Here is a 24,869-nt window from a genome sequence, read left to right on the forward strand (position 1 = left end):
AAAATACATTATTAAACATACTCTATAGCGCTGTGTTCGTGCCTTTTCCCTTCAGCTACGGTGATTACTCTATGCCGCTACAATAAAATCTCCCCGAAAGAAACACTATCAGTAACAGGCCGCGCAACCATAGACATACAACCGGTAATATCACTCTTGTAAATTAAAACATAACTCAATTCTGTTATGTTGCTTATGAATAAAACTAGCGTATTACCGCGTGATTCAATAAAAATTCCGTCATTACCAGAAATAATATAAAAACTATTATTTACAGTGGGTTAAGTTTCTTTTTAGCTGGTAGTGCATTATTTCACATTGACAACAACATAAAGAGGTGACTATAACAAGATATAAGACGGTCACACCAAATAAGGCTATTTTCAGATAATCAACCGAGGTTATTACCCAAAATAATTCGAGTTGCTTAAAGGCGGCAAGGGAGTGAGTCACCAGGAGCATAGATAATTATGTGACTGAGGTGAGCGACAAATCTGCCGGGAGCAGATTTGAACGTCGCGTGCGACGGCCCGTCAGGGCGAGGCCCATGGATGGGCCGGGTAATCCGTAGCCAACCCGTAAGCCACTTGAAGTATGAAGGGGATAAATAATTTCGTTACGGATTACTGATATTGCGCAAACCTTATCATCAATGCAACAGGAACAGAACCATGAAAAAATGCATTATTGCCGCCGCATTACTGGCAACGGTTGCTTCATTCAGCACGCTTGCTGCAGAGCAGGTCTCTAAGCAAGAAATCAGCCACTTCAAACTGGTTAAGGTCGGCACCATAAATGTGTCCCAGAGTGGCGGGCAGATTTCCTCACCCTCTGATCTACGCGAAAAACTGTCAGAATTAGCCGATGCGAAAGGCGGAAAATATTACCATATTATCGCTGCACGTGAGCATGGTCCGAATTTTGAAGCCGTTGCCGAAGTTTATAACGATGCGACGAAATAAAGCTCTGATTGCGCCATAACGAGGGCACAGGCATGAAATAATAAGAGAGCGCCAGCAAGGTGCCATGTTACGTCACAATCCACTCAGGGCCGTCTGGAAACGGATGCTGGCCCTCTTTTTTATCAACAGTTCATCCGGGGCAGGCAAGCCGTTGGAATGTGCGCGCGCAGGCAGTAAGCCCTTCGTGAATAAGACGGTTTTGCGGGCTGTTTTAAGGTAATATTTAGTGCGCTTTTACCTGCCTGAACCAGTAATTTTCCATTTTCGTTATCCATTTCCCCTTTTTATTTTTCGGTATTACGCCAGCCCAAAGTAATTGCAGCTGTCGGTTATAGGTTCCAATAGCGTGTCCACCATACGCCCCTTCAAATGCTATCACCATGGGTCCCTGCCCTTTTACCCCCTCTTGTCCTTCATGGCAATAAAGCGCGTTGCGGTGAGTCACGTCAAGTTCATACCGTACGTTCAGTTTCACACATTTTTCCCCGCAGCCTTCTACTGGCGGCAATATTGTCATGGTATAAGGCGGGTTATCTGCAGTGGTTTTCCATGTTCCGATCAGGTCTTTGCAGGCGTTTATCTCCGTAGCCCCGGAGGCGGCAGAAAATAGCGCGAGCAAATAAAAAGGTATTAGTTTCAGTTTCATTACAGACTCCGGTTCCTTATACCTCATCATTTATACCTAATCATAAGGATAAATGCCTTGCGATATGTTTTTTTCCGGGAAATGTTGAGCCGCTGTTCAGAGAAATGTCGATGAGTGTAACCTCATGTAAGCGGACAGCGCGGTGGGGAAAGCGGGAACACGGGCGAATGGTCTAACGTATTTCGACGTTTTCCGGCGTCCCTGCCTGTTCAGGCATCCGTTTATTCGCATGGGAATAAATGGATGCGCATAAAGAGAGAATATTATTGAGCGGCTAACCAGAAAAAATTGAATTAATTATCCAGCTCGCTCATATTTTTCAGCTGATCGCGGTTAATCTGTTCGGTTTTCCCGGTGGCGGCGTTTTTGTAAGACACCATACCGGTATCGTTATCGACCTCGGGTTTCCCGTCGGTGACAATAGTTTTGCCATCCGTGGTTTCAACCGCCTGGTTAGAAGAGCATCCTGCGACGGTGAATAGTGTTGCTGCGGTAAACAGTGCGGTCATAAGACGTTTTTGCATGGTGTTCTCCCTGCTTTTCAGTTGTTTTAGCATGTGACTGTTAACTGTAGCGTTATTGGCGAAAAGCAGGGAGAAATGCAGAACACTCTTAACGAGGGTTATCCGATGGCGTTCCGCGCAAAGTCATGTTTCCGGTCTGTGTTAGCGTCAAGCCACGAGTTTCCGGGGCAAACATCACCGATACGCCAAGCCCGACTAACGAAATCAACGCGCCAATCAGCATGACGTTATTAATACCGTAACGAGTAATAAAAATCGGTAATGCCCAGGTGGAGACAATGGTTCCGATACGGCTTAATGACATGATGACCCCCACGGCCGAAGCGCGAATATCCGTCGGGAAGAGTTCATTAGGATAAAGCCATTGCAGTATGCCCGGTCCGCCGGAAAAGAAGGCGTATACCGCAAACGCCACCACGACCAGTATGATGCCCAGATTTGACACCAGCCCCAGCAGCGCCAGCGCGATAGTCATCATGGCGAAGCTGCCAATAAGCAGAGGGCGACGGCCAATACTGTTTAGCCAGAACATCGCCGGTATACAGCCCAGCATAAAAAAGAGGCTAATCACCACATTGCCGAGCGCCGCGTTGCGCCCCTGCTCCCAGCCGAGTAATCCGACGATCTGCGGCCCAAAGGTATAGATAGCGAACATCGGGATTACCTGACAGGTCCAGATAGCCGCAACGAACAGTACAAACGGAAAATGACGGCGGTTAAACAGCTGCAGGAAGCGGGTCTCCTGCGGCGGCTCATCGTCAAAGCAGACCGGTTCGCCGAACAGTTTGATCATCATTTGTTCGCACTCTTTTACCCGTCCTTTTCGCAATAGCCAGCGTGGCGATTCCGGCAGGTCAAAACGGCCAATCAAAATGATTAAGCACGGGATAAAGGCGCTGCCAAGCATCCAGCGCCAGCCGCCTTCCATGTCATACAGCCAGTAGCCCACCAGGTTGGCGCAGGTCGCGCCGACGTACCACATCGCGGCGATAAAACCGATGGAGAACGCGCGCTGGCGGGTGTTGGAAAACTCCGTAATCATGGAAGTGGCGATAGGGTAATCCGCGCCGATAACAATGCCAATTAAAACGCGCATCACCAGCAATTCAAGCGGCGTGGAAACAAACATGGTCGCCACGGAGATAACGCCGATAGCGATAATATCAAGCAGGAACATTTTACGCCGCCCGACTTTATCGCAAATATAGCCAAACAACGAGGTGCCGATAAACAGTCCGGCAAGCGTAGCCGCGCCGAGCGCGCCAATCCATTCAGCATCAAGGTGCAATAGCGGCGTCAGTTGTTCCAGCGCCACGCCAATGATCACCAGCACGTAGCCATCAAGGAACGGGCCGCCGCTTCCCCACAGCATAATTCTGCGATGGATGGAGGAGAATTTAAGGTCATCAAAGTTCCTGGGCTGCTGCATGGTGATGTCCTGTTTCAACACGGGCAAAGCGCATCTGTAGGCCGGATAAGGCGTTTCCGCCGCCATCCGGCATTGGCGCCACATGATTGCCGGATGGCGACGCTACCGCATCTTATCCGGCCAACGGGGGCACAACTTCGTACTTATTAGCCGTAGCGGAACTCCACGCCAAACGTCCCGCGCGGGTATTCCCATTTTTCCAGCGCCGTATCAAGGCCGAGGATCCGGCACGTTCCGCACTCCAGGCACCCGGCATAATCAAAACGAACGCTACCGTCGTCCTGCTTTTTATACAGTCCCGCCGGACAGGCCTTAATCAGCACCTCCAGCGCCTGTTTATCAGGATCGGTTTTGAGAATGATGTGCGGGCTGTCTTCATCCACATTGAACTTATTGACGCCCAGTTTGACGTCCACATTGACGGGAGATGTCATAATACGGTCACTCCTTTCAGGCCATCTTTCATCAGGTTGATGAAGCCCACTTTCTTCGCATGGCGCAGGATTTTTTTACGCATCGGCACCGGAGCGGAGCCATCCACGGTGAACAGGTCGCGCGCGATACTGACCGCCATTTCGGGATAAGCGGTAAACATGCGGGGATTATCAAGAAAAGCTGGCAGTTTCTGATACATACGCATATCGCGCATCGGACCTTCGTCCAGATGCTGACGGTATTCATCCAGCGACTGCTTGCTAAAATCGTCACGCTTCATCGCCGAAAGCACCGTCTTCGCCGCCGCTTCGCCTGCGGATATGGCGAGATCCATACCCCGGATGGTAAAGCCGAGGTTCATACACATGCCGGCAGCATCCCCGGCAATCAGTACGCCATCGCCCACCAGTTCAGGCTGCATATTCATTCCCGCCTCGGGTACAACGTGCGCGGCATATTCCACCAGCTTGCCACCGGCGATCAGCGGCGCAACGGCCGGATGCTGTTTGAAATCTTCCAGCATTTGCGGGACCGATTTTTTCGCGTCTTTCAGATGATGAAGTCCACAGACCAGCCCCAGGGAAAGGGTTGTTTCATTCGTATACAGGAAGCCACCGCCCATCAGACCATCGGTCGGCGCCCCAGCAAACAGACAGGCGGCACCTTCGTTGCCCTGTAGCTGAAAACGATCTTCAATGACCGACTTCGGCAATTCGATCAGTTCCTTCACGCCGACAGCAACATGCGATGCCTCAACACGCTTGGCCATGCCCAGCTTTTCAGCCAGCAGAGAATTTACCCCATCAGCGAGGATCACGACTTTGGCTTCCAGAATATCGCCATCGGCTTCCACGCCCACGACTTTGCCATCACGCTGAACGACGTTATCGACGCGAATACCGGTGATCAGTTGCGCCCCCGCCTCTTCGGCCTGCTCCATCAGCCAGGCGTCAAATTTACTGCGCAAAACGGAATAAGAAACTTGCGACGATGCGGCGTCCTCGCCGTTGCAATAATCCATCGTCATCGCCCCTTTGTCGGTCATAAAGGCGAGTTTTTCGTGGGTGATCATGCGTTCAATGGGGGCCTGATCCGCAAAGCCGGGAATGATGCGTTCCAGGCTATGCGCATACAGACGCCCACCGGTGACATTCTTCGCGCCAGCAGAATTGCCACGCTCGATAACCAGCACCTGTGCACCTTCGCGAGCAAGCACCAGCGCCGCAACCGAACCGGCCAGACCTGCACCCACGATGATGGCATCAAAGATATCTTCGGACATACGTACTCCTGTCAGCGGCAGGATACCTTCGTATCCTGCCCGAAATGGTTTATCGCGCTAAGGCAGCCGTCAGCGCAGGCAGGATCTTCAGCGCATCGCCAACGATGCCAAAATCCGCATACTGGAAGATTGGCGCGTTTTTATCTTTGTTGATGGCGAAAATCGTCTGCGCGCCGTTGGCGCCGACCATGTGTTGGATCTGCCCGGAGATCCCCACCGCCAGATACAGTTCAGGTTTGAGCATCAGGTTGGAGATACCGACGTAGCGCTCGTGCTCCATCCACTTCTCGTTTTCCGCCACCGGGCGGGAACAGGCCAGCTCGGCGCCAATCGTCTGGCACAGCGCTTCGGCCAGCGAGATATTCTCTTTGCTGCCGATGCCGCGTCCCACGCTGACCACCAGACGCGCTTTGTCGAGGTCAACGCTGTTGCTCTGACGCGCCTGGGTTGCGGTGCGGGTCACGGCAGTGGCCGGAGCCTGCCACAGCACGGTGTGCATCTCGCCGCTGCGAGAAGCATCCGGTTGTTGTGCGTCAAACGTTCCGCTGCTGAGTGTGATCACGGCAAACGGCGAAGCGATGGTTTCTGCCCCTATCGCCAGACCGCCGTAGACCATATGTTTAACCGCCGCTTTTCCATCCTGCAGGGAGACGTCGCTGGCATCGTTGGAAACCGCAGCCGACAAGCGATAGCCCAGCTTTGCCGCCAACAGCTTGCCCCGACGCGTATTCGGCAGCAGCACCGCGCCGCCCTCGCTATGCTGACGAATAGTCTCAGCCATCGCAGCAGCGTAGTCTTCGATCATGCGGTCTTCTGGTTTGCCGCTGAGCAGCCAGACATGATCCGCGCCCAAATGACATGCTGTCGCGCTGTCCGCTTCGTTCACTACGAACGCGTTAACTTTTTCACCTACAGCCTGCGCGCCACTCATCAGTTCGGGCAGACGAGAAGGGGTATCGCTGAATACCCAGACACTGGAAAATTTGTTCATAACATCCCCTGATAATTAAATGATTTTGCGCAGATTCTCGACAAACGCGGCGATTTGTTCTTCACCGTCACCTTCAATCACCACGCGCTGACGCTCGCGCTGCTTCGGTGCGGCAACCTGTTGTACGGAATACGCGGGTACGCTGTTCAGCCCGATATCCGCAGGCGACCAGACCTGAACCGGTTTTTTCGCCGCGCCAAGAATGGCTTTCATCGAAGGGATTTGTGGGGTGTTAATGTCGGTGGAAACCGCGATCACCGCCGGGAGCGGGATGCTCAGCGTTTCAACTTCATCTTCCAGTTCGCGTTCTACCGTCAATGTGCTGTCGGTAAGAGAGAGGATTTTACTCACGCCGTTAATCGCCGGAATGTTCAGCGCTTCGCCCACCAGCAAACCAACCTGCTGAGCATAAAGATCGGAAGAATCGTCGCCGCAGATAAGTAGATCGAAACCTGATTTTTGCGCGGCGGCGGCCAGCGCGCTGGCAGTTTGTTGCGGCAGCGCCTGCTCAAATTGATCGTCAATCACCACAATCAGTTCATCAGGGCCACGAGAGAGGACATCTTTGCGCCCTTTTGCATTAGTCAGCGCTTTGCCGCCAACGCTCATGGCGACAACCTGAGCGTCTCCCAACTGCTGTTTTAACTGGCAAGCAGCTTCAATTGCATTCAGATCATATTGGCTGATTTTGCTATCCGCTTTGCTGAAATCGAGTGTTCCGTCAGCATTATTAATCGCAATATCCTGCTCATCAGGTACGCATTTGTAGCAAGTAATTATCTTCATTGCATCTCCAGAAATCATGAAGGAAACGTATTTATATCGGCGGTGTTAAATACAGATATCACGCTCTTTAATTCGGAAATAAAACCTTAATCACCAATATTGAAAATGTCACACATTGATATTCGTAACTTTCAATAGTGTTACGCACCTCACCAATATTGAAAGAAATATGCCAAATATGAAAATTTTCAATATTGTTTGCTGGCTCAACAATATTGAACGTCAGATACTTAAAAAAGTTAAAAAACCACAACCAATCAATTGATAAATAAAGCAAAAATCAAAATTTAAACACAAAATAATCAACGCAAAAAAGTGTGACAAAGATAACAGAATCACCCGAAGTGAATACCCATCATGAGTTACTCATTGAGGCGTCCCAGAGGTTAAAAACTTATCAACAAATCATTAATAATAAATAAACAAACGTTCATGGACTGGCACGCTAAATAAATTTCGTTTTCACACTGGAATTCACTTATGAAAAATGAAAAGAAAAAATCGGGAATTGAACCGAAGGTTTTTTTTCCGCCATTAATAATTGTCGGGATACTTTGCTGGCTAACAGTCAGAGATCTTGATGCCGCTAACGTCGTTATTAATGCGGTATTCAGTTATGTCACCAACGTCTGGGGTTGGGCATTTGAATGGTATATGGTCGTTATGCTCTTCGGCTGGTTCTGGCTGGTTTTTGGCCCCTATGCCAAAAAGAGATTAGGTGACGAAAAACCGGAGTTTAGCACCGCCAGCTGGATTTTCATGATGTTCGCCTCCTGTACATCCGCTGCGGTTCTGTTCTGGGGCTCTATTGAGATCTACTACTATATTTCCACCCCGCCGTTCGGCCTGGAACCAAACTCCACCGGCGCGAAAGAGATAGGCCTGGCGTACAGCCTGTTCCACTGGGGGCCGCTACCGTGGGCAACCTATAGCTTCCTTTCCGTGGCCTTCGCCTACTTCTTCTTTGTACGCAAGATGGATGTCATCCGCCCCAGCTCCACGCTGGTACCGCTCGTCGGTGAAAAGCATGCGAAAGGGTTGTTCGGTACCATCGTCGATAACTTCTACCTGGTGGCGCTGATCTTCGCGATGGGCACCAGCCTCGGTCTGGCTACCCCGCTGGTCACCGAGTGTATGCAATGGCTGTTCGGTATTCCGCATACGCTGCAATTGGATGCCATCATCATTACCTGCTGGATCATTCTGAACGCGATTTGCGTGGCCTGCGGCCTGCAAAAAGGGGTCAGAATCGCCAGCGATGTGCGTAGCTACCTGAGCTTCCTGATGCTCGGCTGGGTGTTTATCGTCAGCGGCGCCAGCTTCATCATGAACTACTTCACCGACTCCGTCGGGATGCTGTTAATGCACCTGCCACGGATGCTGTTCTATACCGACGCCATCGGTAAAGGCGGCTTCCCACAGGGCTGGACCGTTTTCTACTGGGCGTGGTGGGTTATTTACGCCATCCAGATGAGTATCTTCCTGGCCCGTATTTCTCGTGGTCGCACCGTACGTGAACTGTGCTTCGGGATGGTGATGGGCCTGACCGCGTCTACCTGGATCCTGTGGACAGTGCTGGGCAGCAACACGCTGCTGCTGATGGATAAAAACATCCTCAACATTCCGCAGTTGATTGAACAACACGGCGTGGCGCGCGCCATTATCGAAACCTGGGCCGCCTTGCCGCTCAGCACCGCCACCATGTGGGGTTTCTTCATCCTCTGCTTTATTGCCACCGTCACGCTGATTAACGCCTGCTCTTACACCCTGGCGATGTCGACCTGTCGTGAAGTTCGCGATGGTGAAGAGCCGCCTCTGTTAGTGCGTATCGGCTGGTCGGTGCTGGTCGGCATCATCGGTATCGTTCTACTGGCGCTGGGTGGTTTGAAGCCGATTCAGACCGCGATTATCGCCGGAGGATGTCCGCTGTTCTTCGTCAACATTATGGTGACGCTGTCCTTTATTAAAGACGCCAAAGTGCACTGGAAAGACAAGTAATTCTTATTAACCCAATTGATCAAGAGGCTGAAAGATGGATTTCAACTTAAATGACGAACAGGAGCTGTTTGTCGCCGGTATTCGCGAACTGATGGCCAGTGAGAACTGGGAAGCTTATTTTGCCGAGTGCGATCGTGACAGCGTCTACCCTGAGCGTTTTGTAAAAGCGCTGGCGGATATGGGTATTGATAGCCTGCTAATCCCGGAAGAACACGGCGGTCTGGAAGCGGGTTTTGTTACCGTCGCCGCCGTCTGGATGGAACTGGGACGTCTTGGCGCGCCAACTTACGTGTTGTACCAATTGCCAGGAGGTTTTAACACTTTCCTGCGTGAAGGGACTCAGGAGCAAATTGATAAAATCATGGCGTTCCGGGGCACCGGTAAGCAGATGTGGAACTCTGCTATCACCGAACCAGGAGCGGGATCGGATGTTGGTAGTCTGAAAACCACTTATACGCGCAAAAATGGTAAGGTTTATCTCAATGGCAGTAAGTGCTTTATCACCAGTAGCGCCTATACCCCGTACATCGTGGTCATGGCGAGAGACGGTGCATCGCCGGATAAACCGGTTTACACCGAGTGGTTTGTGGACATGAGCAAAGCAGGTATCAAGGTCAACAAACTGGAGAAACTCGGTCTGCGCATGGATAGCTGCTGTGAAATCACCTTTGACGACGTTGAACTGGACGAAAAAGACATGTTCGGTCGGGAAGGTAACGGCTTCAACCGCGTGAAAGAAGAGTTTGACCATGAGCGCTTCCTCGTCGCGCTGACCAACTACGGTACCGCAATGTGCGCTTTTGAAGACGCTGCGCGTTACGCTAATCAGCGCGTGCAGTTTGGTGAAGCTATTGGCCGTTTCCAGCTGATTCAGGAGAAGTTTGCGCATATGGCGATCAAACTGAACTCCATGAAAAATATGCTGCTGGAAGCCGCGTGGAAAGCGGATAACGGCACCATTACCTCCGGCGACGCGGCAATGTGCAAATACTTCTGCGCCAACGCCGCGTTTGAAGTGGTAGACACCGCCATGCAGGTACTGGGAGGTGTTGGTATCGCGGGCAACCACCGCATCACGCGTTTCTGGCGTGACCTGCGCGTTGACCGTGTTTCTGGTGGTTCTGATGAAATGCAGATCCTGACGTTGGGTCGTGCGGTACTTAAGCAATACCGCTAATCGATCCCTTGTAGGCCTGATAAGACGCGGGGCGTCGCCATCAGGCAATCATGCCGGATGGCGCTGTGCTTATCCGGCCTACATACCGCAAAAAATGCCAGGAGAAAAATGATGAATCATTTACCAATGCCAACCTTTGGCCCGCTTGCTGGGGTACGCGTTGTTTTTTCAGGAATCGAAATCGCCGGTCCATTCGCCGGACAGATGTTCGCCGAATGGGGCGCCGAGGTTATCTGGATTGAAAACGTCGCATGGGCCGATACCATTCGCGTACAGCCTAACTACCCGCAGCTCTCACGCCGCAACCTGCACGCCCTGTCGCTGAATATTTTCAAAGATGAAGGTCGGGAAGCGTTTCTGAAACTGATGGAAACCACCGATATTTTCATTGAAGCCAGTAAAGGCCCGGCCTTTACCCGCCGTGGTATTACTGATGAAGTGCTGTGGGAACATAACCCGAAACTGGTCATTGCCCACCTTTCCGGCTTCGGCCAGTATGGTACCGAGGAGTACACCAATCTTCCGGCGTATAACACCATCGCGCAGGCATTCAGTGGTTATCTGATCCAAAACGGCGACGTTGATCAGCCGATGCCAGCCTTCCCGTATACCGCCGATTACTTCTCCGGGATGACCGCGACGACAGCCGCGCTGGCGGCCCTGCACAAAGTACGCGAAACGGGTAAAGGTGAAAGCATCGATATCGCTATGTACGAAGTGATGCTGCGCATGGGTCAGTACTTCATGATGGACTACTTCAACGGCGGCGAAATCTGTCCACGTATGACGAAAGGGAAAGACCCCTACTACGCCGGTTGCGGCCTGTATAAATGCGCCGATGGTTACATCGTCATGGAGTTGGTCGGCATCACGCAAATCAACGAGTGTTTTAAAGATATTGGCCTGGCCCACATTCTCGGTACGCCGGAAGTGCCGGAAGGCACACAGCTCATCCATCGCGTGGAATGCCCTTACGGCCCGCTCGTCGAAGAGAAACTGGACGCCTGGCTGGCAACACACACCATCGCCGACGTTCAGGCGCGCTTTGCTGAGCTGAATATCGCCTGTGCGAAGGTGCTCACCATTCCGGAACTGGAAGGTAACCCGCAGTACGTTGCCCGCGAATCGATTACTCAGTGGCAAACAATGGACGGTCGCACCTGTAAAGGGCCGAACATCATGCCGAAATTTAAAAACAACCCGGGGAAAATCTGGCGTGGCATGCCATCACACGGCATGGATACCGCCGCCATTCTGAAAAACATTGGTTATAGCGAAGCAGATATTAAGGAACTGGTCGGCAAAGGCCTGGCCAAAGTTGAGGATTAAACGCGATGCGCTAATCGGTTTTCCGGTTAGCGCTCACGCCTGATTTCAGTGGATAAAGCAATATGGATATCGTTGGCGGACAAAACTTACGTCAGATGTGGGACGACCTGGCCGGGGTGTACGGAGATAAAACGGCGTTAATTTTCGAATCCTGTGAGGGAATCGTTCGGCAGTTTAGCTATGCTTCGCTCAATGAAGAGATTAACCGCACGGCGAACCTTTTTTACTCCTTAGGGATCCGCAAGGGTGATAGGGTCGCGCTGCATCTGGATAACTGTCCGGAATTCATCTTTTGCTGGTTTGGACTGGCAAAAATCGGCGCCATTATGGTGCCGATTAATGCCCGCTTACTGGGCGAAGAAAGCGCCTGGATCCTGCAAAACAGCCAGGTGAGTCTGCTAGTTACCAGCGCCCAGTTTTATCCTATGTACCGTGAAATACGCCAGGACAATAGCACTCCGCTTAATCATATCTGTCTGATTGGCGATCAGCTTCCGGCTGACGACGGCGTGAGCCACTTTTCCCAACTACAAGCACGCCAGTCGGCCACGCTGTGCTATACGCCCGCGTTATCCACTGACGATACGGCGGAAATTCTGTTTACCTCCGGTACCACCTCGCGTCCAAAAGGGGTGGTGATTACCCACTATAACCTGCGCTTTGCAGGCTATTACTCTGCCTGGCAAATCGCCCTGCGCGATGATGACGTGTACATGACGGTGATGCCCGCTTTTCATATCGACTGCCAGTGTACCGCCGCAATGCCAGCCTTTTCCGCCGGCAGCACCTTTGTACTCCTGGAGAAGTACAGCGCCAGGGCATTCTGGGATCAGGTACGTAAATATCAGGCGACGGTGACCGAGTGCATCCCGATGATGATCCGCACGCTGATGGTCCAGCCCGCCGCACCAACGGACAGGCAGCATCACCTGCGCGAAGTGATGTTCTATCTCAATCTATCCGCGCAGGAAAAAGACGCCTTTACCGAACGCTTTGGCGTCAGGCTGCTGACCTCTTATGGTATGACTGAAACCATTGTCGGAATTATTGGCGACCGTCCCGGAGACAAACGACGCTGGCCTTCCATTGGTCGCGTGGGTTTTAGCTATGAAGCTGAAATTCGCGACGATCAAAATCGCCCGCTGCCCGCCGGAGAAATTGGCGAAATCTGTATTAAAGGCATCCCCGGCAAGACTATCTTCAAAGAGTATTACATGCAGCCGGAGGCAACCGCCAGGGCGCTGGAACCAGAGGGCTGGTTACATACCGGTGATTCGGGTTACCAGGATGAGGATGGCTATTTCTATTTTGTCGACAGACGCTGCAACATGATTAAACGCGGCGGGGAAAATGTCTCCTGCGTCGAGCTGGAAAATATTATTTCTGCGCATCCGAAAATTCAGGACATTGTGGTGGTCGGTATTAAAGACGCGATCCGTGATGAGGCCATTAAAGCGTTTATTGTCCTTAATGAAGGTGAAACATTAAGCGAAGCCGAGTTTTTCAGCTTCTGCGAAAACAATATGGCGAAATTCAAGGTTCCCTCTTTTATGGAGATCAGAACCGACCTGCCGCGCAACTGTTCAGGAAAAATAATCAAAAAAAATCTGAAATAAACCTTCCGGCAGGAATCCCTCCCGCCGGGAAACTATTTATCTGGAGATGAACTATGAGTGAGTCATTACATCTGACCCGTAACGGCCCGATCCTGGAAATTACCCTCGACCGACCTAAAGCGAATGCCATTGACGCCAAAACCAGCTTTGCAATGGGTGAAGCTTTTCTTAATTTCCGTGACGATCCGGAATTACGCGTAGCAATCATTACCGGCGGCGGGGAGAAATTCTTTTCTGCTGGCTGGGACTTAAAAGCGGCAGCGGAAGGTGAAGCGCCGGATGCTGATTTTGGTCCCGGCGGCTTTGCTGGTTTAACCGAAATATTTGACCTCGATAAGCCGGTTATCGCCGCGGTGAACGGCTACGCGTTTGGCGGCGGTTTTGAGCTGGCGCTGGCGGCGGACTTTATTGTCTGCGCCGAAAACGCCAGCTTCGCGCTGCCGGAAGCCAAGCTCGGCATCGTGCCTGACAGCGGCGGCGTATTGCGTCTGCCTAAGCTGCTGCCACCGGCTATCGTCAACGAAATGGTAATGACCGGCAGACGAATGAGCGCCGAAGAAGCGCTGCGTTGGGGGATCGTGAACCGCGTTGTCAGCCAGAGCGAACTGATGGATAGCGCGCGCGAACTGGCGCAACAACTGGTCAATAGCGCCCCGCTGGCTATCGCGGCGCTGAAAGAGATTTATCGCGCGACCAGCGAAATGCCGGTAGAAGAAGGCTACCGCTACATCCGCAGCGGCGTGCTGAAGCATTATCCGTCGGTACTGCATTCAGAAGATGCGCTCGAAGGACCGCAGGCATTTGCCGAAAAACGCGATCCGGTGTGGAAAGGTCGTTAATGTGACTATGCCGGATGGCGCTTCGCTTATCCGGCCTACAGCACATGCGCAACCGTAGGCCGGATAAGGTGTTTACACCGCCATCCGGCAAAAAAAGCGAGGTACAACTATGAGCTATTACGCCTTTGAAGGACTGATCCCGGTGGTGCATCCGGACGCGTTTGTCCATCCCAGCGCCGTGCTGATTGGCGATGTCATCGTGGGCGCCGGTGTTTATATTGGCCCACTCGCGTCATTGCGTGGGGATTATGGTCGCCTGATCCTGGAGGCCGGCTCTAATCTGCAGGATGGCTGCATTATGCATGGCTACTGCGATACCGATACCATCGTGCATGAAAACGGCCATATCGGCCACGGCGCTATTTTACATGGCTGCGTGGTGGGACGGGACGCCCTGGTCGGCATGAATAGCGTCATTATGGACGGCGCAGTGATTGGCGAAGAGAGCATTGTCGCCGCCATGAGTTTTGTCAAAGCCGGATTTCAGGGTGAGGCAAGGCAACTGCTGGTGGGATCACCGGCGCGCGTACTACGCCAGGTTACGGACCAGGAGCTGCACTGGAAACGCCTCAATACCAAAGAATATCAGGATCTTGCGATCCGTTGTCGAACGGGGTTATCTGAAACGAAGCCGTTAACGCAGGTCGAAGAAAACCGACCGCGCCTGAAAGGCACGACGGACGTGAAGCCAAAATCAGCACAGTAATTGATGCCGGATGCGCTCACGCTTATCCGGCCTACGCGTCAATTACCGTTTACCCCGCCATCAGGTTAAACAGACAATTAGCGACGCATACTCTTGGAGAGCATCATCTGCCATTTCTGCTCACGGTTTAGCTCTGTGGGGGGAACGGCAGACAGCCGCGGCGCTTTCGCCACGCTCACTTTTCTTTCCTGCAAATTATGATTCAATCGGCGATAGAGTTGAGAGTCGATACTCACGACTTTCACCAGACGCTGGCACTGGCAGCCTCGTCCTGCAATTTGGTTAGGGATCATCTTCACTTCACAAACAATTTCCCCCACTTCTGACAGAATATAGGAGAGCGTATTAATTGCTTTGCAATGTTCAATATCAAATTGACGGGAAATCTCCCTGGCAGTGATCCATCGGTTCTCTGCCATCATCCAGTCAGCAATTAACAAATAAAGCGGTCTTTCAACATATTTTTCACACATAAGCACACCATTTCACAAATTAAAAATCTGGCTACGGCCTGTCCAAACTAATAAAAACTAAGCCATATTAAAATTGTGGATATGCAAGATAGTATGCGACTTAAATATTGATTAGTGTGAGCAATATCGTGCTTATTACATTGAAAATGTGGTTACGGAAACGGACTTCTCCAGGAATGACCTTACGCAAGATAAAAAAAAGGGTTTCTTTACAGAAACCCTTTCAACATTATATTACAGGTCCGGTTAGAGCAATATCCGCCGAACCCTTTGTTTACGACTTTTTGATCTGCGCGTGCATTTCCTGCACCGAGGTTACCTTCTCGGTGGCATCAGCATTGAGCGCCATCGTCGTGGCAAAACCGCCGTTCAGCGTGGTGTCATAATGCACCTTGTACTGCAGCGCGCTGCGGCGAATCACCCTGGAGTCTTCAATCGCCCGGCGACCTGCGGTGGTGTTGATGATGTAGGTGTATTCGCCATTCTTGATACGGTCCTGAATGTGCGGACGACCTTCATGCACCTTGTTCACCAGACGCGGGTTGATACCGGCTTCGCCCAGCACAATCGCCGTACCGTGGGTGGCATCCAGCTCAAAGCCCTGTTTCAGCAGCTTAGCGGCCAGGTCAACTACGCGCTCTTTGTCGCCTTCGCGAACGGAGAGCAGCGCACGGCCCTGTTTCTTCATGGTGGAGTTACTGCCCAGCTGCGCCTTAGCGAACGCTTCCGCGAAGGTACGGCCCACGCCCATCACTTCCCCGGTGGAGCGCATTTCTGGCCCTAACAGCGGGTCAACGCCGGGGAATTTGTTGAACGGCAGCACCACTTCTTTCACCGAGTAGTACGGCGGGATAATTTCTTGGGTCACGCCCTGCTCGGTCAGCGATTTGCCGGCCATCACGCGCGCCGCCACTTTCGCCAGCGGAACGCCGGTGGCTTTGGAGACGAACGGTACGGTACGCGCCGCACGCGGGTTGACTTCAATCAGGTAGACTTCGTTGTCCTTGACCGCAAACTGCACGTTCATCAGGCCGCGCACCTGCAACTCGAAGGCCAGCTTCTGCACCTGCTGGCGCATCACGTCCTGAATTTCCTGGCTCAGCGTGTAGGCCGGCAGGGAACAGGCGGAGTCGCCGGAGTGTACGCCCGCCTGCTCGATGTGTTCCATGATGCCGCCAATCAGCACCATTTCGCCGTCGCAGATAGCGTCCACGTCCACTTCAACCGCGTCATCAAGGAAGCGGTCCAGCAGCACCGGCGCATCGTTAGAGACGCTGACCGCTGTCTGGAAGTAGCGACGCAGATCGGCTTCGTCATAGACAATTTCCATCGCCCGGCCGCCCAGCACGTAAGAAGGACGCACCACCAGCGGGTAGCCGATCTCTTTCGCTTTTTCGACAGCCTGTTCAATGGCGGTGACGGTGGCGTTGGCCGGTTGCTTCAGCTTCAGACGGTCAACCGCGTGCTGGAAGCGCTCGCGGTCTTCCGCGCGGTCGATGGCGTCCGGGCTGGTGCCGATAACCGGCACGCCTGCCGCTTCCAGCGCGCGCGCCAGCTTCAGCGGGGTCTGGCCGCCGTACTGCACGATAACGCCTTTCGGCTTCTCGATGCGCACGATTTCCAGCACGTCTTCCAGCGTCACCGGCTCGAAGTACAGACGGTCGGAAGTGTCGTAGTCGGTGGAGACGGTTTCCGGGTTACAGTTGACCATGATGGTCTCGTAACCGTCTTCGCGCAGCGCCAGCGAGGCGTGTACGCAGCAGTAGTCAAATTCGATACCCTGGCCGATACGGTTCGGGCCGCCGCCGAGGACCATGATTTTATCGCGGTCAACGGACGGGTTCGCTTCGCACTCATCTTCATAAGTGGAGTACATATAGGCGGTGTCGGTGGCGAATTCCGCCGCGCAGGTATCCACGCGTTTGTAAACCGGGTGCAGGTCATACTGGTCACGCAGCTTACGGATTTCCGCTTCGCGTACGCCCGCCAGTTTCGCCAGACGCGCATCGGCAAAACCTTTGCGTTTCAGCTGGCGCAGGAAGTCGGCGTTGAGGCCAGTAATCCCGACTTCAGCCACTTTCTCTTCCAGACGCACCAGTTCTTCAATCTGTACCAGGAACCAGCGGTCAATGTTGGTCAGGTTGAACACACCATCGACGGAGAGGCCTGCACGGAAAGCATCGGCGATGTACCAGATACGATCTGCGCCCGCATCTTTCAGCTCGCGGCGGATTTTGGTCAGCGCTTCCGGGTCGTCGAGGCTGACTTTCGGGTCGAAACCGGTGGCGCCCACTTCCAGGCCACGCAGCGCTTTCTGCAGGGATTCCTGCTGGGTGCGACCAATCGCCATCACTTCCCCGACCGATTTCATCTGGGTGGTCAGACGGTCGTTGGCACCGGCGAATTTCTCAAAGTTAAAGCGCGGAATTTTGGTGACAACATAGTCGATGGACGGCTCGAAGGAGGCCGGCGTACGGCCACCGGTGATGTCGTTCATCAGCTCGTCGAGGGTATACCCCACCGCCAGTTTGGCCGCCACTTTGGCAATCGGGAAACCGGTGGCTTTCGACGCCAGCGCCGAGGAGCGGGATACGCGCGGGTTCATTTCGATAACGATCAGACGACCGTTTTTCGGGTTCACTGCGAACTGGACGTTAGAACCGCCGGTTTCGACGCCGATTTCACGCAGCACCGCCATCGAGGCGTTACGCATGATTTGATATTCTTTGTCGGTCAGAGTCTGCGCGGGCGCCACGGTGATGGAGTCGCCGGTGTGGATACCCATCGCATCGAAGTTTTCGATAGAGCAGACGATGATGCAGTTGTCGTTTTTATCACGCACCACTTCCATCTCGTACTCTTTCCAGCCGATCAGCGATTCATCAATCAGCAGCTCGTTGGTTGGCGAGAGGTCCAGACCGCGTTCGCAGATTTCTTCGAACTCTTCACGGTTGTAAGCGATACCGCCGCCGGTGCCGCCCATGGTAAAGGACGGACGGATGATGCACGGGAAGCCCACGTCAGCGGCAACCGCCAGCGCTTCTTCCATAGTGTGCGCGATACCGGAACGCGCGGTGTCGAGACCAATTTTCTTCATCGCGATATCGAAGCGACGACGGTCTTCGGCTTTATCAATGGCGTCGGCGGTGGCGCCAATCATGGTGACGCCGAACTCTTCGAGCACGCCCTGCCGCTCCAGCTCCAGCGCACAGTTCAGCGCGGTCTGGCCGCCCATGGTCGGCAGCACTGCATCCGGACGCTCTTTTTCAATGATTTTGCGCACCACTTCCCAGTGAATCGGCTCGATGTAGGTGGCATCGGCCATTTCCGGGTCGGTCATGATGGTGGCCGGGTTGGAGTTCACCAGAATGACGCGATAGCCCTCTTCGCGCAGGGCTTTACACGCCTGAGCGCCGGAGTAGTCAAACTCACACGCCTGACCGATAACAATCGGGCCCGCGCCCAGAATCAGGATGCTTTTTATATCTGTACGTTTTGGCATGGCTCTTATTACTCCTGATTATTTCGCGGACTGACGGTATTGCTCAATAAGCTCGATAAAGTGGTCGAACAGCGGCGCCGCATCGTGCGGGCCCGGGCTCGCCTCCGGGTGACCCTGGAAACTGAACGCCGGTTTGTCGGTACGATGAATCCCCTGCAGGGTGCCGTCGAACAGCGACTTGTGGGTCACGCGTAGATTCGCTGGCAGCGAGTCTTCATCCACCGCAAAGCCGTGGTTCTGCGCGGTGATCATCACCACGTTTCTGTCCATATCTTTTACCGGATGGTTGCCGCCGTGATGGCCGAACTTCATCTTAACGGTCTTCGCACCGCTCGCCAGCGCCAGTAGCTGATGACCGAGGCAGATGCCAAATAGCGGAATGTCGGTTTCGAGGAATTTCTGGATAGCAGTAATCGCGTAGTCGCACGGAGCCGGGTCGCCAGGGCCGTTTGACAGGAAGATGCCGTCCGGATTCATTTTCAGCACCTCTTCAGCAGAGGTTTGCGCTGGCACCACCGTCAGGCGGCAGCCGCGGTCCACCAGCATGCGCAGGATGTTGCGCTTGGCGCCGAAATCATAGGCCACCACATGGAACGGCAGGTCATCCTCAGATTTCGCTTCCGGTAAACCGTCTTTCAGCGTCCAGCTACCCTGCGTCCAACGGTAGGTTTCCGCCGTGGTCACTTCTTTCGCCAGATCCATACCGTTAAGTCCAGGAAATGCTTTCGCTTTTTCCAGCGCCAGCTTCGCATCCGGGCTATCGCCTGCAATGATGCAGCCGTTCTGTGCGCCTTTCTCACGCAGCAGACGCGTCAGCTTGCGGGTATCGATATCAGCAATCGCCACGATGTTATGGCGTTTGAGGTAAGAAGAGAGGTCTTCTGTGTTACGGAAGTTGCTGGCAATCAACGGCAGATCGCGAATCACTAAACCTTGCGCATGAACCTGAGAAGATTCTTCATCGGCTTCATTGGTGCCGACATTACCAATATGGGGATAAGTAAGAGTGACGATTTGGCGGGAATAGGAAGGATCAGTGAGGATTTCTTGATAACCGGTCATTGAAGTATTGAAAACGACTTCCCCAACCGCCGAACCTGTTGCCCCTATGGCCCGACCGTGAAACTGGGTTCCGTCTTCCAGAACCAATAGCGCTGACTTAATCAAAACACCCTCCAGAGAATATTCACTCACTTTATTTGCATATTAATTCATTCAGTCAGTATGAAGCAATGCAAATTTGCTTACCCGTGGATTTCTGGCAAACGGCGGCATTCTGAAGTTAAGCCGGATAAAAGTCAACTTAAAGCGGGTATTTTTTATGTTATTTTGCACATTATAAGTAAGTTATTCTGTTTAAGAGGCAAAAAGATCAACTAAGTGACGATAGAAAACGCTTGCGCTTCCTTGAGTTCGCAAAAAACTGGCTGGCATGATAAAAAGTGGACCAAATGGTCAAATTTCACATTAAAACAACAAAAAACAACGATAAAAATTCATTTAATAACCATTAATGCCATTAAATGCATAAAAATTCAAAATAAATAAAATTTACAACAAAAATAATTTAAAAATCAAGTTGTTATGAAAATAAAAAACAAATCAAACACATCAAAAAATCGACAAAAAACAGCAAATTAAGACAATGTAATAAGAATTACAATCGCGATATAAAGATCCAACTTCTTTTTCTTTAAGACTAGCGCATAAGATTGGAACACAACCAGCCTCACTACAGCATAAAAAAGCTAACCCATTGAAGTAAAAGAGATAAAACGCCCCCGAGGAACAGCACTACCCCCGATGGATATCAGTCTTATCAGTCTGGTCGAGGTGCCTTTTGCATACGGTAAGTCACTGCGGCTGAATATGACTAACGTCAGTTCAGGCAGTAATTTTTTCCCGTTGAACGTAATGACCCGTACCGATGCGTCTGAAGGGCCAATTAACCGCATTTATCGTAATGGCAATTACGTCACGCAAATGGATGCCGTTGGCCCGGATGTCTTTAAACGGACTATTCTTAACGCGAAAACAACGGCAGAACATGTCGTGGGCGAAGAAACTGTCGAAACATGAATGGCGAAAGGCGTTATTTATCTGACCGAATAACCGGGGGGCAAAAAAACAAAAGGGCAATAATATATTGCCCTTTGTAATCAATTAATCTTGATTACCACAACCACATCACGAAGGTATTTAGTCGCTATAATACATCCAGCCCCAGCACATCCCGCATGTCAAATAGCCCATTTTTCTTCGTTTTTAGCCATAACGCCGATCGCAACGCGCCATTTGCAAACGTCATGCGGCTGGAAGCTTTATGCGTAATCTCTACGCGCTCGCCGATATCGGCAAACATCGCGGTATGTTCGCCGACGATGTCGCCCGCGCGTACGGTCGCAAAGCCAATCGTGCCCGGTACGCGCTCGCCGGTATAACCTTCACGCGAGTAGACCGCGCAGTCCTTCAGATTTTTATCCAGCGCCCCGGCGATTGCCTCGCCCATTGCCAGCGCCGTACCCGACGGTGCATCCACTTTATGGCGGTGGTGCGCTTCAATAATTTCAATATCGCTATAGTCGCCCATTACCTTCGCGGCTTTCTCCAGCAGCTTGAGCATGACGTTAACGCCGACGCTAAAGTTTGCGGCGAAAACGATCGCAATCTCTTGCGACGCCTCGCGAATGGCCTGTTTACCGGCGTCGTCAAAGCCGGTAGTACCAATCACCATCCCTTTACCATGCTGGCGGCAAAACGCCAGATGCGTCAACGTGCCTTCCGGACGGGTAAAATCGATGAAAACGTCAAAATCATCTTTTACCGCCTCAAGGCTGCTTTGAACGATCACGCCGGACTTTCCCGCCCCCGCCAGTTCGCCAGCATCGCTGCCCAGCAAGGAAGAGCCTTCGCGCTCCAACGCGGCCCCCAGCTGAACACCTTCCATCGCCATGGCGGCCTGGATTAACTGCCGTCCCATGCGGCCACCGGCGCCGGCAATGGCGACGCGGATTTGTGCTTCATGCATAGCTATTCTCTTTTGTAAAAATTGCGTAAACCGTTTTCAGAGTAACCAGCGCGCCCGGAGGCCGCCATCTAAAATCGCCGATAATTAGAAATTAATGATAAACAGGGAGCGATATCAGTAAAAGACATGATTCATCCCGCAGGATGAATCATTGCTGGAGAGAATGAAAGAAGAAAAACTTACTCAGGATAGAGGGAACCGGCAGGAAAATGACTTAAAAACCAGGTCACTGCCAGTAAATCCGCGCTACCGCCAGGGCTTAAGTTACGCAGGATGAGTTCATCATCGAGGGACTGCATCGCTTCAATGCCCCCCTCAACCAATACGCCCCCTTGCCACAACAATTTTTGTGCCTGCTGCTGCACGTAGTAAAGCCCTTCCAGGCCTCCCCGTGACACCAGATTGGTATCATCATTCCACGCCATCAGATGCAACAATGTTTGCAGTAGGGCAAGATGGGTATCGTCATGCTCCTGCACGACCCGGTTAAACACCGGCAAAGCCTGCGTTCTGACGGTTCGAAAACCGCTTTCCGCTTCTCCCCGCGCGCCCGACAGGCCATAACACTGGAAATGGGTTTCACTCTTTGTCAGTTTTCCCGCTTTTTTTGCTGAGAGCTCGTGGGCAACAATATTCCGACTCAGGCGGGCAACCTGGTCGCAGATACGATTTTGCTCCAACGGTTCTCCCCGCGCGAGAAGTCGGCCAATCGCTGCGCTCAGCAGGCCAAAAGCGAAAATCGCCCCGCGATGGGTATTCACACCATTGGTCGCCTGTAGCATATCGTTCTCACAGGCCATCCCCAGCGGACGCAGCATCACCAGGACATTTTCTGCCGCCAGCGCCGCCGTGTTGTTGCCCATGATAAAAAACTTTTCCATCCACGGAGCAATGGCGGTAGTGCTACGTTCAAATGCCGCCAGATCCATATCCCTATGCGCTCCCGAATTACGAATATCGACCAGACCGGGTTTTGGTGTCAGCCTGGCTTCCGTCAGCAGCGCTCTTGCAACCAACCCATTAAGTTCGCCAGCCGCCAGCGATGAGTACGCTGGCGTACGCCGTTCAGTCACAACGCTCACGTTCATAGCATTCAATCCTTCGTGCAATTTCATCCAACAAAAGGTCAAGGGTGTGATGCTTGCCCCGGGCACAGAGATGAGCATCCTGCTGGCATATCAAACATGGCCGGGCAGGATGCCCGAGTTCACGGCGTGATAGCGACTTACCGTCGCTATCAATAATGTCGATGTCCCAAAGCCGCCCTAACGGATGGCTCATCTCTAGTGTCGACATGTGCTGTTTCAACGCCATTGCCGGCGCACAGACCGCTGCCATCCATTCCGGGCCGCTGCGTTCATTTACCTGCATTTCCCAGACGTTGACCCACTCCTTCTGTTCGCAAAGCGCCAGTATTTCGGCAATTGCGTAATCGGCGACACGCCGCCAGACCGCTGAGTTTTTAACGGCGCCCGGTGCAACCAGCGTGAGGGAAATCAACGGTAGCCGATAGCAGTTCAACGCCTGACGCTGCCTGGCGGCACGTTTATCGCGCGCTTGTAGCATCTCCTCCAGCGTAACTGCCTGGCCCTGGTTCAGCAGGTCTGTGCCCTTCATCAGCCTTTAACCTGGCGAATCACGTCAATCACTGAACCGTCGCGATAACGCACCACAGCCACCACCCGATCGGTAAACTCAATCGGCTGCGGTTTGCCCGTCAGTTGCTCGGCGCGCTGTTGCAGTTGTTCGATGGTCGTCAGCGCCACGCCCGCAGCACGCAGGTTATCAAGCAGATCCTGACGCGCAGGATTCACCGCAATACCATGGTCGGTAACCAGCACATCAACACTTGCCCCAGGCGTGACGGTAGTCAGCACTTTTTCCACCACGCATGGGATTCGGCCACGGACCAGCGGTGCGGTAATAATGGTGAGATCGGCCCCTGCTGCCGTATCGCTATGGCCGCCCGATGCGCCACGCAGTACGCCGTTTGAACCGGTCATCACGTTAACGTTGAAATTCACGTCAATTTCCAGCGCGCTCAGCATCACCACATTCAGGCGTTCGCATGCCGCGCCTTTAGAGGCGGGGTTCGCGTATTGATTGGTTGAGATTTCAATATGATGTGGATTCTGCGCCAGTGAACGGGCTGCATCGCCATCGAATGATTGCGTATCCAGCAGCGCTTTGATCAACCCTTTCTCATGCAGATCCACCATGGTGCCGGTGATCCCGCCCAGGCCAAAACTCGCCGTAATGTTGTGGCGACGCATTTTGTCTTCCAGGAAACGGGTGACCGCCAGAGATGCGCCACCGGTGCCGGTTTGCAGCGAGAAACCATCACAAAAATAACCTGAGTGTTCGATCACATTGGCCGCCTGCCGGGCGATCAATAGTTCACGCGGGTTGCTGGACAGACGAATCGCGCCCGCGGTGATTTTTTCCGGATCCCCTACTTCGTCCACCTGTACGATCAAATCAACCTGATCCTGCGCAATACTGGCCGGATAATTGGGGAATTCGACCCACTCTTCGGTCAGGAGCACCACACATTTAGCGTACTGCGCATCAACCTGCGCATATCCCAAAGAGCCGCAGCGTGACTTGCCGCTAAAGCCGTTCGCATTACCAAATTCATCGCAGCACGGCACGCCGAGGAAAGCGACATCAATATTCAGCTCACCGCTCTGAATCAGTTTTACGCGGCCGCCGTGAGAGTGGATCTGTACCGGGTTTTCCATCAGTCCAGCGGAGATCTCTTCCCCTAACTTGCCGCGCAGCCCGGAGGTGTAAATCTGCCGCACCACGCCATTTTTAATGTGTTCGATAAGCGGCCAGTGGGCATCAATTAATGAGCTGGAGGCAAGCGTCAGATCGCGGAATCCCATTTCCGCCAGTTTCGCCATCACCATATTGACGACTTTGTCGCCACCACGAAACGCATGGTGGAAGGATATCGTCATGCCATTTTTAAGCCCGGAACGACGGATAGCCTCTTCAAGCGAGTCACAAATTTTACGCCGACGCTTTTCCGTTTCACTGGCAAGCCACGGGCTGTTCGCTGTTACCCCCTGGTAGGGCTGTAATCCTTCCGGTACGACATATTGCTGGTTGAGCATGGTTACAGTCTCTTTCATGGTTCCTTC

At 52.7% G+C, this 24,869-nt stretch carries 22 protein-coding genes; 8 read left to right on the forward strand and 14 right to left on the reverse strand.

Annotated features, from left to right (window positions below):
* Window positions 1–671 precede the first annotated feature (671 nt).
* Window positions 672–962 (forward strand): DUF1471 family virulence protein SrfN, encoded by a 291-nt coding sequence (srfN, locus tag HU143_RS18690; protein ID WP_000710533.1) that lies wholly within the window; start codon window positions 672–674, stop codon window positions 960–962.
* A gap of 223 nt (window positions 963–1,185) precedes the next feature.
* Here the strand turns inward: srfN and HU143_RS18695 are convergent, their stop codons facing one another.
* From HU143_RS18695 to HU143_RS18725, 7 genes are all read right to left on the reverse strand, one after another.
* Window positions 1,186–1,602, reverse strand: coding sequence for a hypothetical protein (locus tag HU143_RS18695; RefSeq protein WP_052932291.1), 417 nt, complete (start codon window positions 1,600–1,602; stop codon window positions 1,186–1,188).
* A 299-nt stretch (window positions 1,603–1,901) separates the two neighbouring features.
* A complete protein-coding gene (locus HU143_RS18700; protein WP_001172089.1) occupies window positions 1,902–2,132 on the reverse strand; it encodes a YgdI/YgdR family lipoprotein in 231 nt (76 codons plus the stop codon).
* An 88-nt stretch (window positions 2,133–2,220) separates the two neighbouring features.
* On the reverse strand, window positions 2,221–3,561 hold the full coding sequence (locus tag HU143_RS18705) for an MFS transporter (RefSeq protein WP_001187057.1): 1,341 nt from the start codon (window positions 3,559–3,561) through the stop codon (window positions 2,221–2,223).
* A gap of 146 nt (window positions 3,562–3,707) precedes the next feature.
* On the reverse strand, window positions 3,708–3,995 hold the full coding sequence (gene fixX, locus HU143_RS18710; RefSeq protein WP_000203736.1) for a ferredoxin-like protein FixX: 288 nt from the start codon (window positions 3,993–3,995) through the stop codon (window positions 3,708–3,710).
* Window positions 3,992–5,278: an FAD-dependent oxidoreductase gene (locus HU143_RS18715; RefSeq protein WP_001287758.1), complete on the reverse strand. Its 1,287-nt coding sequence runs from the start codon at window positions 5,276–5,278 to the stop codon at window positions 3,992–3,994. The genes fixX and HU143_RS18715 overlap by 4 nt, the downstream gene beginning before the upstream one ends.
* 49 nt (window positions 5,279–5,327) lie before the next feature.
* On the reverse strand, window positions 5,328–6,269 hold the full coding sequence (locus tag HU143_RS18720; RefSeq protein ID WP_023227660.1) for an electron transfer flavoprotein subunit alpha/FixB family protein: 942 nt from the start codon (window positions 6,267–6,269) through the stop codon (window positions 5,328–5,330).
* 15 nt (window positions 6,270–6,284) lie between these two features.
* Window positions 6,285–7,055, reverse strand: a complete 771-nt coding sequence (locus HU143_RS18725; RefSeq protein WP_064441818.1) for an electron transfer flavoprotein FixA — start codon at window positions 7,053–7,055, stop codon at window positions 6,285–6,287.
* A 480-nt stretch (window positions 7,056–7,535) separates the two neighbouring features.
* Here HU143_RS18725 and caiT point away from each other — a divergent pair, with 480 nt between their 5' ends.
* The 6 genes from caiT to caiE all read left to right on the forward strand — a co-directional run bounded on the left by caiT (window position 7,536) and on the right by caiE (window position 14,720).
* Window positions 7,536–9,053 carry an L-carnitine/gamma-butyrobetaine antiporter gene (gene caiT / locus HU143_RS18730; RefSeq protein WP_000787073.1) on the forward strand — a complete coding sequence of 506 codons (1,518 nt, stop codon included), beginning with the start codon at window positions 7,536–7,538 and terminating at the stop codon, window positions 9,051–9,053.
* Between the two features lie 34 nt (window positions 9,054–9,087).
* Complete coding sequence (gene caiA, locus HU143_RS18735) at window positions 9,088–10,230, forward strand: crotonobetainyl-CoA dehydrogenase (RefSeq protein WP_000347134.1); 1,143 nt, start codon at window positions 9,088–9,090, stop codon at window positions 10,228–10,230.
* Window positions 10,231–10,341: 111 nt separating this feature from the next.
* Entirely contained in the window at window positions 10,342–11,559 is a 1,218-nt protein-coding gene (gene caiB / locus HU143_RS18740) for an L-carnitine CoA-transferase (RefSeq protein ID WP_023227662.1), read from the forward strand.
* Between the two features lie 62 nt (window positions 11,560–11,621).
* Window positions 11,622–13,175, forward strand: a complete 1,554-nt coding sequence (gene caiC / locus HU143_RS18745; RefSeq protein WP_023227663.1) for a crotonobetaine/carnitine-CoA ligase — start codon at window positions 11,622–11,624, stop codon at window positions 13,173–13,175.
* A gap of 53 nt (window positions 13,176–13,228) precedes the next feature.
* Window positions 13,229–14,014: a crotonobetainyl-CoA hydratase gene (gene caiD / locus HU143_RS18750; RefSeq protein ID WP_000004376.1), complete on the forward strand. Its 786-nt coding sequence runs from the start codon at window positions 13,229–13,231 to the stop codon at window positions 14,012–14,014.
* 109 nt (window positions 14,015–14,123) lie between these two features.
* Window positions 14,124–14,720 carry a carnitine operon protein CaiE gene (gene caiE / locus HU143_RS18755; RefSeq protein WP_000122863.1) on the forward strand — a complete coding sequence of 199 codons (597 nt, stop codon included), beginning with the start codon at window positions 14,124–14,126 and terminating at the stop codon, window positions 14,718–14,720.
* A gap of 77 nt (window positions 14,721–14,797) precedes the next feature.
* Here the strand turns inward: caiE and caiF are convergent, their stop codons facing one another.
* The 3 genes from caiF to carA form a co-directional block, all read right to left on the reverse strand.
* The gene (gene caiF, locus HU143_RS18760; RefSeq protein WP_000333324.1) at window positions 14,798–15,193 is read right to left on the reverse strand and encodes a carnitine metabolism transcriptional regulator CaiF; all 396 of its coding nucleotides are present in this window, start codon (window positions 15,191–15,193) and stop codon (window positions 14,798–14,800) included.
* Window positions 15,194–15,467: 274 nt separating this feature from the next.
* Entirely contained in the window at window positions 15,468–18,695 is a 3,228-nt protein-coding gene (gene carB / locus HU143_RS18765) for a carbamoyl-phosphate synthase large subunit (RefSeq protein WP_001126310.1), read from the reverse strand.
* A gap of 18 nt (window positions 18,696–18,713) precedes the next feature.
* Window positions 18,714–19,862, reverse strand: coding sequence for a glutamine-hydrolyzing carbamoyl-phosphate synthase small subunit (carA, locus tag HU143_RS18770; RefSeq protein ID WP_000597280.1), 1,149 nt, complete (start codon window positions 19,860–19,862; stop codon window positions 18,714–18,716).
* A 636-nt stretch (window positions 19,863–20,498) separates the two neighbouring features.
* Here carA and HU143_RS24630 point away from each other — a divergent pair.
* Window positions 20,499–20,774: a hypothetical protein gene (locus HU143_RS24630; protein ID WP_001748914.1), complete on the forward strand. Its 276-nt coding sequence runs from the start codon at window positions 20,499–20,501 to the stop codon at window positions 20,772–20,774.
* Between the two features lie 127 nt (window positions 20,775–20,901).
* Here the strand turns inward: HU143_RS24630 and dapB are convergent, their stop codons facing one another.
* The 4 genes from dapB to citF form a co-directional block, all read right to left on the reverse strand.
* Complete coding sequence (gene dapB, locus HU143_RS18780) at window positions 20,902–21,723, reverse strand: 4-hydroxy-tetrahydrodipicolinate reductase (protein ID WP_000544032.1); 822 nt, start codon at window positions 21,721–21,723, stop codon at window positions 20,902–20,904.
* A gap of 179 nt (window positions 21,724–21,902) precedes the next feature.
* The gene (gene citG / locus HU143_RS18785) at window positions 21,903–22,811 is read right to left on the reverse strand and encodes a triphosphoribosyl-dephospho-CoA synthase CitG (protein WP_001103238.1); all 909 of its coding nucleotides are present in this window, start codon (window positions 22,809–22,811) and stop codon (window positions 21,903–21,905) included.
* Complete coding sequence (citX, locus tag HU143_RS18790) at window positions 22,789–23,340, reverse strand: citrate lyase holo-[acyl-carrier protein] synthase (RefSeq protein ID WP_000679039.1); 552 nt, start codon at window positions 23,338–23,340, stop codon at window positions 22,789–22,791. The genes citG and citX overlap by 23 nt, the downstream gene beginning before the upstream one ends.
* Entirely contained in the window at window positions 23,340–24,860 is a 1,521-nt protein-coding gene (gene citF, locus HU143_RS18795) for a citrate lyase subunit alpha (RefSeq protein ID WP_000665574.1), read from the reverse strand. The genes citX and citF overlap by 1 nt, the downstream gene beginning before the upstream one ends.
* Window positions 24,861–24,869: the final 9 nt, after the last annotated feature.

The organism is Salmonella sp. SJTUF14076 (assembly GCF_015534835.1).
GTDB classification, from domain to species: Bacteria; Pseudomonadota; Gammaproteobacteria; order Enterobacterales; family Enterobacteriaceae; genus Salmonella; species Salmonella enterica.

What these genes read in the sequence shown, in the direction of transcription:
- caiC (WP_023227663.1), top strand. Translation starts at nt 11,622, where the DNA reads ATGGATATCGTTGGCGGACAAAACTTACGTCAGATGTGGGACGACCTG.
- citX (WP_000679039.1), bottom strand. Translation starts at nt 23,340, where the DNA reads ATGAAGGGCACAGACCTGCTGAACCAGGGCCAGGCAGTTACGCTGGAG.
- HU143_RS18715 (WP_001287758.1), bottom strand. Translation starts at nt 5,278, where the DNA reads ATGTCCGAAGATATCTTTGATGCCATCATCGTGGGTGCAGGTCTGGCC.
- fixX (WP_000203736.1), bottom strand. Translation starts at nt 3,995, where the DNA reads ATGACATCTCCCGTCAATGTGGACGTCAAACTGGGCGTCAATAAGTTC.
- caiT (WP_000787073.1), top strand. Translation starts at nt 7,536, where the DNA reads ATGAAAAATGAAAAGAAAAAATCGGGAATTGAACCGAAGGTTTTTTTT.
- caiD (WP_000004376.1), top strand. Translation starts at nt 13,229, where the DNA reads ATGAGTGAGTCATTACATCTGACCCGTAACGGCCCGATCCTGGAAATT.
- HU143_RS18700 (WP_001172089.1), bottom strand. Translation starts at nt 2,132, where the DNA reads ATGCAAAAACGTCTTATGACCGCACTGTTTACCGCAGCAACACTATTC.
- caiB (WP_023227662.1), top strand. Translation starts at nt 10,342, where the DNA reads ATGAATCATTTACCAATGCCAACCTTTGGCCCGCTTGCTGGGGTACGC.
- caiE (WP_000122863.1), top strand. Translation starts at nt 14,124, where the DNA reads ATGAGCTATTACGCCTTTGAAGGACTGATCCCGGTGGTGCATCCGGAC.
- srfN (WP_000710533.1), top strand. Translation starts at nt 672, where the DNA reads ATGAAAAAATGCATTATTGCCGCCGCATTACTGGCAACGGTTGCTTCA.
- carB (WP_001126310.1), bottom strand. Translation starts at nt 18,695, where the DNA reads ATGCCAAAACGTACAGATATAAAAAGCATCCTGATTCTGGGCGCGGGC.
- HU143_RS18720 (WP_023227660.1), bottom strand. Translation starts at nt 6,269, where the DNA reads ATGAACAAATTTTCCAGTGTCTGGGTATTCAGCGATACCCCTTCTCGT.
- dapB (WP_000544032.1), bottom strand. Translation starts at nt 21,723, where the DNA reads ATGCATGAAGCACAAATCCGCGTCGCCATTGCCGGCGCCGGTGGCCGC.
- caiA (WP_000347134.1), top strand. Translation starts at nt 9,088, where the DNA reads ATGGATTTCAACTTAAATGACGAACAGGAGCTGTTTGTCGCCGGTATT.
- caiF (WP_000333324.1), bottom strand. Translation starts at nt 15,193, where the DNA reads ATGTGTGAAAAATATGTTGAAAGACCGCTTTATTTGTTAATTGCTGAC.
- citG (WP_001103238.1), bottom strand. Translation starts at nt 22,811, where the DNA reads ATGAACGTGAGCGTTGTGACTGAACGGCGTACGCCAGCGTACTCATCG.
- HU143_RS24630 (WP_001748914.1), top strand. Translation starts at nt 20,499, where the DNA reads ATGGATATCAGTCTTATCAGTCTGGTCGAGGTGCCTTTTGCATACGGT.
- HU143_RS18705 (WP_001187057.1), bottom strand. Translation starts at nt 3,561, where the DNA reads ATGCAGCAGCCCAGGAACTTTGATGACCTTAAATTCTCCTCCATCCAT.
- citF (WP_000665574.1), bottom strand. Translation starts at nt 24,860, where the DNA reads ATGAAAGAGACTGTAACCATGCTCAACCAGCAATATGTCGTACCGGAA.
- HU143_RS18725 (WP_064441818.1), bottom strand. Translation starts at nt 7,055, where the DNA reads ATGAAGATAATTACTTGCTACAAATGCGTACCTGATGAGCAGGATATT.